We start from the raw sequence: 11,705 nt of genomic DNA, 5'->3' as shown, positions 1-11,705 counted from the left end.
CTTGCGTGCCACCAGCACATCACTGATCGAACGCAACTGCTCCAGCACGGTATTCAGATTCGGGTTGTCGTTGACGAAATTCTGCACCTGGGCCGACAACGCCGAAATGTTGCCCAGCAACGTGTCGATGGCCTGTCCACGTTCGTTGAACGCCGCCAGCAGTGTCTTCGCATTGACGAGCAGCCGGTTGATTTGTTCGCTGCGGTCACCGAGCACGCTGGCCACCTTGTTGGCCTGCGCGAGCAGGTGGGTGATCGCCTCGTCGCGCTTACCGATGGAGTCGGAGAACTTGGCCAAGCCGTCCAGCGCGGGGCTCAGGTGAGAATATGTCTGACCGATGGTCTGCGACAACACATTCAGCGACTGCTTGACCGTGTCGATGTTCCAGCCGGCGGCGGCCTTGGTGACGTCGAAGGCCGCGTCGTAAATCTGGTACGGGGTGGTGCTTTGCCCCAGGGGCAGCTTGCCGCCCGGTCGCAAGATCTGGGTGCCCCGCGGCTCGATCTCGAGCACCTTCTTACCCAGCACGGTGTCGGTCTTGATCGCCAACCGGCTTTCGGTGCCGATGGTATTGCTGCCGAGGGAGAACTTGATGACCACGTGGTCGCCGTCGATCGCCATCCCCTCGACCTTGCCGACCTCCACGCCGGTGACACGGACCTTGTCGCCTTTGTTCAGCTGGCCGGTGTCGGTGAACTGCCCGTAGTAACTCGGACTGGCGAAGAGCATCGGGGCGCTGGTAAAGCTTTGGCCCACAGCAACAATCAGCACCAACACGGTCGTGCCCAGCAGGCCGATCCGCACCCGGTTGGTAGGTTGTAGCGTTCTCATTGCGGCGTGCACCTACCCGTCGGCTGCTGCCAGATCCTGACCGAGCGCACCGGGCCGCCGGCTTGCAGCCCGTTCCACCTGATCGTCAGGTCACAGACGTAGAAGTTGACCCAGTCTCCGTAGAGGCCGATGCTGCGGCCGATCAGGTTGTACGCGGTTGGCGTCTTTTGGATCAGGTCGCTGAGCTTGTCGCGTTGGTCGACAAGCGGCTGCTGAAGCGCCTGCAGGTAGTTGAGTTCCTTGTGCAGCACCGCCCGGTTGTCGGCCAGCAGGTCGGCTACTGTTCCCGCCGCGTTGCTGATGTTCGCGACGCCGTCGGCCAGCGGGTCGGCGTGGTTGCTCAGTCCGGTGATCAGTTTCTCGAAATTGTCGACAGTCTGGTCGAATTCCTTCCGATGTTTGACCGTGGTGTCCAGCACGATATTCAGGTTCTTGACCACGTCGCCGATCGCTTGGTCACGCGTTGCGATGCGCTCGGTCGCTTGGGCGGTCTGGTCGAGGATGTCGTTGATGGTGCCGCCCTGCCCCTGAAACACGGTGATGATGGCCGAGGCGATCGTGTTGACCTTTTCCGGGTCGAGCGCCCGAAACAGCGGCTTGAAACCACCGATCAGCGCGTCGAGATCCAACGCCGGCGAGGTTCGGGCCAGCGGAATGAATCCGCCCGACGGCAGCGCCCGCTCGGCTCCCTCGCCCTCGCCGCGGCTGAGTTCCATGTAACGGTTGCCCACCAGGTCGAGATAGCGGATCTGTGCTGTCGTCGACTGATACAGCTGTACCGAGCGGTCGACATCGAAGTCCACCTTCACCCGCCTACCGGCATCGACCAGCTGTACCTTTTTGACCTTGCCGATCTCTACGCCGTAGGCGCGGACGAACTGACCGTTGCGCAGGCCGCTGCCATTGCTGAACTCCGCCGAGTAGGAGTTGGTGCTGTTGAACCGCATCTGACCGAACACCACGATGATGGACACGGTGATCAGCAGCAGCACCAGTGAGACGATGCCGAGCTTGATGGCGTTGCTTGCGCTGGTTTTCATGGGTTGATCGTGTTGTCCCCGACTTGGCGGCCCCAGACGTACTCGATTGCGTACGGTGAGCCGGTATCGACGTGGTTGTACGGCGCCAGACTGGCGCCGGTGTCCATCACCAGAGCCGGCGCTGGCCACAGATCACGGGTAATGGGTTGCCAGCAACCCGGCGCACCGCCCGGGCCGCCCCGAGCATTCACCCGCGGCAAATTGTCTGGATAGACATAGGGATTCGGTGCCCCGCCGACCAGTCCGGCGAGTTGGAGCAGTCCCATGGAGGCCACCGTGCCGGCCAAACCCGGAAGGGTGAGTATGCCGCCCAGCCCGGACATCAGCTCCGTCATGGTTCTCAGCGCATAGCCATTGCCGGTGCCCACCGTTGCGGCCCCCATGGGTTCGGTGTTGTAGTAATTGCGGATGGTGCAAAAGAGTTCGGGACTATAGGTGTCCAGCAGCTGGGCGGTCGGCAAGAGATCGGCGATGCCCCGCTCCAGGTAAGGTCCGCCGCGGGCGAAGATGTCTTCGCCGGTATTGCCCAGTCCGGTCGCGGCCAGCAACGCGGCATCCAGGTCGGCTTCCTGCCGATGAAGCGTGCGCGCCGTGATCACCGCATTGTTGAGGGAGTCGAACAGATCCGGTGCGGCGTCGGCGTAGGTGTCGGCGAGTGCGGCCAGCTGTTGAATGTCGTGCCGGATCCGCGGCATTCGCGGATTGACGTCGTCGAGGATGGCGTTGCCATTGACGATCGACTGCCCGAACTTGTCGCCCAACCCGCTTAATGCCTCGGCGGCCGCCGCCAGCGTCAGGTTCAGCTTGACGGGATCGACCTTCTCCGCAATGGAGGTAAGCGTCTCGAACAGTGTATTGAACTCGGTCGTCACCGACCTCGCATCGATCAGGTGCTGCGGGGTAATACGCTGTGCAGCAGGCTTTTTCGGCGATGTCAACGCCACATACTTGTTGCCGAATACCGTTGTGCCTTTGATGTCGGCGTCCACATTCGCCGGAATGAACCTGATGTACTTCGGATCCACCTCCAAGTCGATTTTGGCCGCTGGCTTGCCGTCGCGCTGAATTTCGGAAATGCCTGCCACCCGGCCGATCTCGACACCGTTGTAGGTGATCTTCGAGCCCGGATCCATCACCAAACCCGACCGGGCAGCCACCATCGTCAAGCGCGTCTTGGGCGTGAGGTCTCCGCGAAACTGAAACCACCAGAACGTCAACACCACTGCGCTGACCAACAGGAACACCAGGGCGGTCGTCTTGTACCACGGGATACGTATCGCGTTGACTTTCCCGCGCGGCGCCGTCATCACGTCTACACCGTGAGGTTGAAGTTCGGGTTTTTGCCGTAGACCGCCATCGCGGTCAGCACGACCACGACAACGATCGTGATCAGCGACAGCCGCATCGACCGTCCGACCGCTTCGCCGACGCCGACCGGGCCGCCGCTGGCGTTGTAGCCGTAGTAGCAGTGGGTGGTCATCACGACCATCGCAACGAGGATCACTTCGGCGAACGACCAACCGACGTCGTTGAGGCGCAGGAATGTGTGGAAGTAGTGGTTGTACGTGCCGACGGACTGCCCGTAGAACAACACCGTGGTGGCTTGTGCGGACAGGAAAGCCAGGGTGATCGCCAACCCGTACAACGGGATGATGACGATGAAGCCCGCGACCACCCGGGTGGATGCCAGGTAGGCGATCGATCGGATGCCCATTACCTCGAGTGCGTCGATCTCTTCGCTGATGCGCATGGCGCCCAATTCGGCGGTGGCGCCGGCGCCGACCGTGGCTGCCAGTGCCTGACCACAGGCCACCGGCGCGACAAACCGCACATTGACCATCGCGGCCAAAAAGCCGGTGAATGCCTCGACACCGATGTTGCCCAGCGACGCGAAGCCCTGGATGGCGACCAGTGAGCCTGCGGACAGCGTGATGAACCCGACGATGGCCGCGGTGCCACCGGCCACGGCCATCGCGCCGGTACCCATCCCCATCTGGGCGATCATCCGTACGAGTTCTTTGTTGTAGCGACGCAAAGCAAGGGGGATCAGCCCGACGGTGGTCAGAGCGAACCAGATGATCTTCCCGAGCTCGGTCAGTTGCCCGGCCGGCGCGGCGCGGTATCGACGCAGGGTGGCGGCTGCCCGCGGGTAGCTGTGCAGGGTGGCGGTAGCCATGTCAGTGCCCCGTTCCGAACCGGACACCGATCGTCGTCATCACCGCGTTGACCGCGAACAGCGCGATGAAGCACAGCACCACCGTCTCGTTGACGGCAGTGCCCAGGCCTTTGGATCCGCCGCGGACGGTCAGCCCGCGGTAGCACCCGACCAGGCCGGCGATCAGACCGAACATCGCGGCCTTGATCATCGCGATCACCACTTCGGGCAGACCGGTCAGCACTGTCAGCGTGGAGAGGTAAGCACCGCTCGAGACGTTCTGCAGGTACACGCTGAACAGGTAGCCGCCGCCCAGGCCGACCGCGATCACCAGGCCGTTGAGCAGCACGGCGACCGCGATCGACGCGACGACACGCGGCACCACCAGTCGGCGGATTGGGTCTATGCCGAGCACCTCGAGCGCATCGATCTCCTCGCGGATGGTGCGGGCGCCGAGGTCGGCGCAGATGGCGGTAGCCCCTGCGCCGGCGACCACCAGGACCGTCACGATCGGGCCGAGCTGGGTGACTGCGCCGATCCCGGCGCCGGCACCCGACACATCGGCGGCGCCGAACTCGGCCAACAGGATGTTGAGCGTGAAGATGAGCAAGACGGTTTCCGGGATGGCCACCGCGATCGTGGGTAGCAGCGACACTCGCATGAGGAACCAGCCATTTCCGATGAACTCGCGCCATTCGAACGGCTGCAGCAGGGCTTTACCGGTCAGCGAGCACATCCGGAAGAACCCACCGACCACTTCCGCGCCCGGTCGGAGTTGGTCGCGTAATTTGCCGGTAATCAGCGGCGCAGTAGTCATGGGCGCGGCTTCGCATCGAGGTTGGGACGCTGCGAAAAGCATGTCACGAGAACGTCTTTCGAGGTTCGCGTGTCCTCCCAGCCGGGAGTCTCGGTGCCCGGCCGCCGGCTCTGTGTCGCCCTCGTTTGCGTCACGCCCTCACTATTGCATTCGACCGTCCGTACAGTCAATAATGGAAAACTGTTGCGGGCGGGTCACCCGGAGATCCTTGTCGGGCGGCCAGCTATCTCGGTCTGAGCTGGGATTTTGACCAAGTTGGGAGTAATGGTGCGCCAGGAACCTCCGGCTAGGGGATACTGCTCGCCCGACGTATGATAGACCGTCCGTACGGTTAGTTACTTCGGAGGGTTGCGATGCCCCGATCGCCCGGCAGACGTACCGAGATTCTCGATGCGTTTGTCCGCTATGTCGCCGAACGGGGCTACGACAGAACAAACCTCGGGGATATCGCCGGCGAGCTTGGCATGTCTAAGGGCACCATCGTTCATCACTTTGGAACCAAGGCGCAGATGTTGCGAGAGCTTGAGGAAACCCACCTGGCCTGCCAGCGCGATGCGCTGCGGATGGTGTGGGAGCGCCTGGCCTCGCTGCATGAACGCATCGCCGCGACGATTTATACCTCCGCACTGCTACAGGTGATCGCTCGCAACGCGACGGTGGCAAGTCAGCGCGAGGTCGTTCAGCTGTCCGACGACCCGGCGATGCAGCAAGTGCGTAAGTTGCGCCATCAACTGCAAACGCTCACGATTGACGAGATCCGCAATGGGATAAAAAGCGGCGTATTTCGAAGTGTGGACGCCGAATTGGCGGCACTGCAGCTGTGGGGATCGCTGCAGTGGATGTGGGTCTGGTTCGACCCCGTCGGGTCGCGAACACCGGAACAAGTCGGGGCCGCTTTCGTCGACGTGTTCCTCGGCGGGCTGCTGCTGGACCGCTTGGGATTGAGCAAGTGGGCGAACCCTTCCACGGACATCGTCTCGGTGGTGCGCGAGTGCCTCGCCGCGGTAACGGACGCGACGGATTGACACACACGGGCCAACGCTGGCTAGACCCGCAGGCCTGGCAACCGCTTACAGGGCCTGCAATGTCCTTGAGCCACGGAACTGATCGGGCGCGGTGACGACATACATGTTCGTGCCGGGTTCCGACTTGATCTCACCGGCGGTGAACACCGTCATCAGTTCGCTGCCATCGCTATCGGCGACGCACACATAGGTGTCGGTCTCAGCGTCATAGTCGACGCTGTCCCAAGCCAATACGAACGCTAAGCAGTTGCCTTCGCGGTCGGTGATGACGAGCTTGTGCGCACCCGATTTTTTCAACAGCTCGGCATCCTGCTCGCGTTCTTGAGAGAGCCGGCTGTCATGGACCGTTACGCGGTTTAACATCTCGTACCTCCTGAGCGAGGTCGTCCCCGTCTTCGTGGACGGCGGTCGTCCCGCCTAAGGCCTGCCGAATGGGAGGTCTTCGACCGCTATGAAGACCGTATACACAGTTCGCGCTGGCTATGGCCAATTTCGCCAGCGTCCGGATCTGGCAGTGAGCCATTTCGCGAATTTTCCGGCCCTGGTGACTTGGCGGGCTACTGTCTCCAATAGCCATTGCAAACGACGCTGCGGAGGGTAAATGACCGCCTATCAGACTCTGGTGGTCGGCACCGATGGCTCGGAGTCGTCATTGCGCGCGGTCGAGCGCGCGGGCGAGATTGCCGCCGAGTCCAACGCGAAGCTGATCATCGCAACGGGTTACTACCCCCAAAAGGAAGATTCGCGCGCGGCCGACGCCCTCGGGGACGAGGCCTACAAGGTTTCCGGGAACGCGCCGATCTACGACATCTTGCATGACGCCCGCGACCGAGCGAAGGCGGCCGGGGCGAAGAACATCGAGGATCGCCCGATCAAGGGTGCTCCGGTACATGCGCTGGTGGACCTCGCCGAGGAGGTCGGGGCCGATCTGCTGGTAGTCGGCAACGTCGGGCTGGACGCGCGATCCGCGATCATCGGGCGGGTGTTCTCGATCCCCGGGGCCGTGGCCACCAGGGCCAAGATCGATGTGCTGATCGTCCGGACGCACTGATCCCGCTAGACGATCAGCACGCCCTTTTCCCCGGGCTCGCAGCCGGGAACGTGCCCGAGGATGTCGAATGCCGCATGCATGGCGGCGTCTGCCGCAGTGATGTAGATCGCCGCTTGCTGCATACCGCCACCTGACATGCACGACGGAAGCCCGACGTCGTAGTCGCTAATTGCCTGCAGGAACTGACTATTCAGCATTGGATCCGGGCTCGGCATCCGTCGCCGCAGATCGGCGACCGCGCCGCTGGCGGTACGGCAGGCTGCGCTCGTGGCGACGACGTCCCGCCGGCCCGCAGCGGCGGTGATGTTGTTGCGCGCGATGACCAGAGCATCAATCATCGGCTCGGAGTCGGTGAGCCATGCCCGGAGCTGCACGCGCATCTGCGGGTCAGATGCGCTCGGCGGAGCCGCTGTCGCCCTGACCAGTGATGGTTGGCCAGTCAACGATCGGTCGTACACCCACACCGACAGTGCGGCCGTGACGATTAACAACACCACAGCGCGCAGAGTCGACCTGGTCATAACTGGTCTCCCTCAGCAACCCGTAGAACTTTGCACCCCGCGTACCCACGGCGTTCACTTGATAATCCTTTGAGTCTTAGGCTCACCGATTTGCAGTCGGCGGAAGTCTTCGGGCCTTATCTTCTATTCGTGAACTCGCCGCGCACCGGTCACACCCGGGCTGGATACTCGCGGGCGTCGCCGCACACTGCTCGTCGGGATCGCGTTGTTCGGCATTGCGTCGGTGTTCTGCGCGATCGCACCGTCGGCGCCGATGGTCATCATCTTCCGGGCGGCTTAAGGACTGGCCGCCGCCCTGATTCCGGTGTCGGTAAGCGTGCTGACCAATCCCCTGCCTGCCGAAAAGCCAGCCACGCAATCGGATTGGCCTACGGCATCGCCGGTTTGGGCAGGGCAGCCATGGGTGTGGCGCTCACCCCGATGATGGCACTGGGCGTCATCCAGGCACCTAAGGATGAGCCGGGGTCCCTGCCGGGTATCAGCAATGCCGCGTACGGCATCGGTGGCTCGCTCGGATTTGCCTGGGCCGGAACGGTTGTCGGGGCGGGAACCGCGGCGTCCTACCACTCGGCCTTGTGGATCTGCGTCGCCATCGGTATCGGCGCCGTAGTGACCAGCCTGATCCTCAAGCCGAGAACGGCGCCGGTGGGATCGGACTGAATCGTCCGCCACGATGCTTACATGAAGAAATCCGGTGCGGCATGTTGCCGCGCATCCAGGGTGCGGTTACGTCAAGCTTGAGAGGTGAGGTCGAGGAGGCGCCTCGCCGCCCTGTTAGGGGCGGTCCTGCTGGTCACCGTGATGCTGGCCAGCGCGGTACCTACCTCCTACGATCCGCCTGCGTTCGTCACGAATCCGGTCGATCACGTCAACACGCTGATCGGCACCGGCACAGGCGGCCAGCGGGTGGGGGAGATCAACAACTTCCCCGGTGCCTCGGTACCGTTCGGGATGGTGCAGTACTCGCCGGACACCGCTAACAACTACGCGGGCTACGACCACGACAACCGGCAGGCCACCGGATTCAGCATGACGCACGCCTCGGTGGGGTGTGCGGCGTTCGGTGACATCTCGATGTTGCCGACCACCACCGCGATCGGCTCCGAGCCATGGGACGCGACCGAGGAGATTGCCCACGACGACACCGAGGTCGGCATGCCGGGCTACTACACCGTGCGGTTCCCCGCAACCAAAGTAGCCGCGGAACTTACCGCCACCACCCACACCGGGGTGGGCCGGTTCAGCTACCCCGACAACGGCCATCCCGCACTGCTATATCTGAATTCCGGTGCGTCGCTTGGGGGTACCTCCGCCGCGAACATCCACATCGGCAAGGACAACACGACGATTTCCGGATCGGCGACCAGCGGCGGCTTCTGCGGTAAGGACAACGTCTACACGGTGTACTTCGTGATGAAGTTCAGCCGGCCGTTCACGTCCTACGGCACCTGGGACGGCTACTCGGTCTTCGCCGACACCCGCAGCGCATATTCGAGTTACACCGGGTCCAGCGGGGGATACGTCGGCTTCCCGGCGGGCTCGCGCGTCGAGGTGCGCACTGCGCTGTCCTACGTCAGCCTCGACGGTGCGCGCGCCAACCTCGCCGCCGAAGGCGACGGAAGTTTCGACGACGTCCGGGCCGCCGCGGCGAAGGAGTGGAACGCCAAGCTGTCTCGCATCGCGATCGCCAGCGCCGATGACGGCGACACCGCGACCTTCTACACCGCGCTCTACCATTCGCTGTTGAACCCCAACACCTTTAACGACGTCGACGGCCGCTATATCGGCTTCGACGGCGACATTCACACGCTGGCCCCCGGGCACACCCAGTACACCAACTTCTCCGACTGGGACACCTACCGCGGGCTTGCCTCCCTGCACGGATTGCTGTTCGGAGAACAGGCCAGCGACATGGCCCAGTCGCTGGTGAACGACGCCGAGCAAAGTGGGTCGTTTCCGCGGTGGGCGCTGGCCAATACCGCGACCGCGGAGATGACCGGGGACAGCGTCGTGCCGTTGATGGTGAACTTTTATGCCTTTGGCGCCAAGGATTTTGACGTTGACACGGCGCTGCGTTACATGATTACGGCCGCCACCGAGGGCGGCGTCGGCCTCAACGGCTACGTCGAGCGGCCCGGAATCGCCACCTACCTTCGGCGCGGCTATCTGCCGCTGAACGCGGACTCCTGCAGCGGCGGCGCGGTCCCAGGCGCCTCGATCACGTTGGAGTGGTCGGTCGACGACTTCACCATCTCCCGATTCGCCGACGCGTTAGGCGATTCCGCGACCGCTGCCGAATTCCAGAACCGGGCCCAGTACTGGCAGAATCTGTTCAACCCCACCACCCACTACATCTCGCCGCGTGATGCGATGGGTTTCTTTCCCGACGGGCCCGGGGTCGCCGAGCCCGCGCAGGGCTGCTTCAGCCAGCTCGGCTTCGACGAGGGCAACGCCGAACAATACGTCTGGTACGTGCCGCAGAACATCGCCGGCCTGGTGACCGCGCTCGGCGGGCGAAAAGCGGTGGGAGACCGGCTCGACCGCTTCACCAAGCAGCTCAACGTCGGCCCCGAAGAGCCCCAGCTGTGGGCCGGCAACGAGCCGGGTTTCGAGGTGCCGTGGCTGTACAACTACATCGGTCAACCCTGGAAAACCCAACAGGTCGTCGACCGGGTGCGCAGCGACTTGTTCTCTCCCACACCCGATGGCGAGCCGGGCAACGACGACCTGGGCGCGATGTCCAGCTGGTACGTCTGGGCCGCGCTCGGCCTCTACCCGAGCACGCCGGGAACGTCGATACTCACCGTGAACACACCGCTTTTCGATCGCGTCGTGATCGAGCTGCCCGCCAACAAATTCATCAAGATCTCCGCGCCGGGCGCATCCGGACCCAACCGGATGCGCTACATCAAAAGCCTGCACATCGACGGCCGGCCCACCGATCAGACCTATCTACCGGATTCAATCATCCAAACCGGCGGCGACTTAGCGTTCTCGCTTTCACCTCGACCCAACAAGGGTTGGGGCGCTCGCGACTCGTCCGCGCCGCCATCATTCGGTGCAGGCAGCTCGACGGTGACCGTCAACGTTTCACCCGACATCGTCAACATCGCGCCCGGAGGCACGGTCAACGTGACGCTCGCTGCCCAACGGATGATCGATGGGCCCGACGGCTACACGATCACCGGCGCCTCCGACAACCGCGGAATCACGGCGGGAAAGGTATCCGGGAAGTTCGCCGCGGACGGATCGGCCAGCGCTTCCGTCACCATCAAAGTCGCGCAGTCGGTCACCGACGGGTACTACCCGCTCGTTCTCACCACCACGGCCGGCGACGGCTCGCGGACGTTCAAGATGCTCGTCACCGTCGATCGGGGCTGATCCCGTCGTAATCGACGAGCAGATGCCGCGGGCCGCGGAACACCTGGCTGATGCGGTAAGGCGGCGGGTCCTCGACCAGCCGCGGGTTTTCTACCCGGCGAAGGAAAGCCGCGAAAGCGGTGTTGACTTCCAGCCGCGCCAGCGGACCGCCGAAACAGACGTGAATGCCGCGCCCCCAGCCGACATGCTCGTTGTTGGCGCGTTGGGGGTCGAACGTGTTGGGGTCGGGGAAGCGGCGCGGATCTCGGTTGGCCGCAGCGTACATCAGATAAATGGGTGATCCTCGCGGGATCGTTGTGCCGGCAATCTCGATGTCGGCCAACGCCGATCGAGTCGGGAAGAACTGCACCGACGACTGCAGCCGCAGCACTTCCTCGATAGCGCCGGGAATCAATTCCGGCCTGCTGCACAATAACTCGATCGATTCGGGGTTGCGGAGCACGGTCAGAACGCAGTGGGAGATCAGATTGACCGTCGAATCATGGCCGGCGGCAAACAGCAGCATGATGTTGTTGACGATCGCACTCGGCGACATTCGTCCATCCGGTCCGTCATCGTGGACCAACTGCGAAATCATACCCGGGCCAGGCGATTTCTCGGCTTTCTCGACCAGCCCGATGATGTATTTCTTGAAGGCAATGTTGGCCGCTTCACCTGTGGCCCGCCGGGCCTGGCCCTCCTCGGTGGCGATGTCGGGCCCGAGGTCGAAGAGGCCGGTGATCGCGTCGGCTATCCAAGGGTGAAACTGTGGCTCGTCCTCGATCGGCACGCCGACGATCCGGCAGATCACGTTGACCGGCAGCGGATAGGCGAACTCGTCGACAACATCCATGCGGGTCTTGCCCGTGGCCTTGTCGAGCAAGTCGTTGACGATCTGCTGACAC

12 protein-coding genes are annotated in these 11,705 nt (G+C 63.3%); 4 read left to right on the top strand and 8 right to left on the bottom strand.

Annotated elements, in window-relative coordinates; all coding sequences use genetic code 11:
• From WBF82_RS06385 to WBF82_RS06365, 5 genes are all read right to left on the bottom strand, one after another.
• The coding region (locus tag WBF82_RS06385; protein ID WP_424382230.1) for an MCE family protein at positions 1–831 on the bottom strand (831 nt) is incomplete at its 3' end.
• Positions 828–1,871 carry a virulence factor Mce family protein gene (locus tag WBF82_RS06380; protein WP_424382229.1) on the bottom strand — a complete coding sequence of 348 codons (1,044 nt, stop codon included), beginning with the start codon at positions 1,869–1,871 and terminating at the stop codon, positions 828–830. The genes WBF82_RS06385 and WBF82_RS06380, both read right to left, overlap by 4 nt.
• Positions 1,868–3,178, bottom strand: coding sequence for an MCE family protein (locus WBF82_RS06375; RefSeq protein ID WP_424382228.1), 1,311 nt, complete (start codon positions 3,176–3,178; stop codon positions 1,868–1,870). Before WBF82_RS06375 ends, WBF82_RS06380 begins: the two co-directional genes overlap by 4 nt.
• Before the next feature lie 5 nt (positions 3,179–3,183).
• Positions 3,184–4,047 carry an ABC transporter permease gene (locus WBF82_RS06370; protein ID WP_424382227.1) on the bottom strand — a complete coding sequence of 288 codons (864 nt, stop codon included), beginning with the start codon at positions 4,045–4,047 and terminating at the stop codon, positions 3,184–3,186.
• 1 nt (position 4,048) lies between these two features.
• Entirely contained in the window at positions 4,049–4,843 is a 795-nt protein-coding gene (locus tag WBF82_RS06365; protein WP_424382226.1) for an MlaE family ABC transporter permease, read from the bottom strand.
• Positions 4,844–5,196: 353 nt separating this feature from the next.
• Between WBF82_RS06365 and WBF82_RS06360 the strand changes: the two genes are divergently transcribed.
• Positions 5,197–5,868: a TetR/AcrR family transcriptional regulator gene (locus WBF82_RS06360; RefSeq protein ID WP_424382225.1), complete on the top strand. Its 672-nt coding sequence runs from the start codon at positions 5,197–5,199 to the stop codon at positions 5,866–5,868.
• Between the two features lie 45 nt (positions 5,869–5,913).
• On the opposite strand, the gene WBF82_RS06355 is transcribed toward WBF82_RS06360, so the two are convergent.
• A complete protein-coding gene (locus WBF82_RS06355) occupies positions 5,914–6,231 on the bottom strand; it encodes a hypothetical protein (protein ID WP_424382224.1) in 318 nt (105 codons plus the stop codon).
• A gap of 238 nt (positions 6,232–6,469) precedes the next feature.
• Between WBF82_RS06355 and WBF82_RS06350 the strand changes: the two genes are divergently transcribed.
• The gene (locus WBF82_RS06350) at positions 6,470–6,919 is read left to right on the top strand and encodes a universal stress protein (RefSeq protein WP_424382223.1); all 450 of its coding nucleotides are present in this window, start codon (positions 6,470–6,472) and stop codon (positions 6,917–6,919) included.
• A 5-nt stretch (positions 6,920–6,924) separates the two neighbouring features.
• Here WBF82_RS06350 and WBF82_RS06345 read toward each other — a convergent pair whose 3' ends face one another.
• Positions 6,925–7,440, bottom strand: a complete 516-nt coding sequence (locus WBF82_RS06345) for a hypothetical protein (protein WP_424382222.1) — start codon at positions 7,438–7,440, stop codon at positions 6,925–6,927.
• 129 nt (positions 7,441–7,569) lie between these two features.
• Here WBF82_RS06345 and WBF82_RS06340 point away from each other — a divergent pair, with 129 nt between their 5' ends.
• Together WBF82_RS06340 and WBF82_RS06335 are read left to right on the top strand one after the other, a co-directional pair.
• Positions 7,570–8,100, top strand: coding sequence for a hypothetical protein (locus WBF82_RS06340; protein WP_424382221.1), 531 nt, complete (start codon positions 7,570–7,572; stop codon positions 8,098–8,100).
• Between the two features lie 84 nt (positions 8,101–8,184).
• Entirely contained in the window at positions 8,185–10,821 is a 2,637-nt protein-coding gene (locus WBF82_RS06335; protein ID WP_424382220.1) for a GH92 family glycosyl hydrolase, read from the top strand.
• On the opposite strand, the gene WBF82_RS06330 is transcribed toward WBF82_RS06335, so the two are convergent.
• Positions 10,802–11,705, bottom strand: a 904-nt coding sequence (locus WBF82_RS06330) for a cytochrome P450 (RefSeq protein WP_424382219.1), incomplete at its 5' end; no start/stop codon positions are given. The two genes, WBF82_RS06335 and WBF82_RS06330, sit on opposite strands and share 20 nt — an antisense overlap.

It is taken from the genome of Mycobacterium sp. (genome assembly GCF_049673265.1).
Classification (GTDB): domain Bacteria; phylum Actinomycetota; class Actinomycetes; order Mycobacteriales; family Mycobacteriaceae; genus Mycobacterium.
The sequence above is the reverse complement of the archived record's forward strand: the minus strand, read 5'-3'. Positions and strand labels throughout refer to the sequence as shown.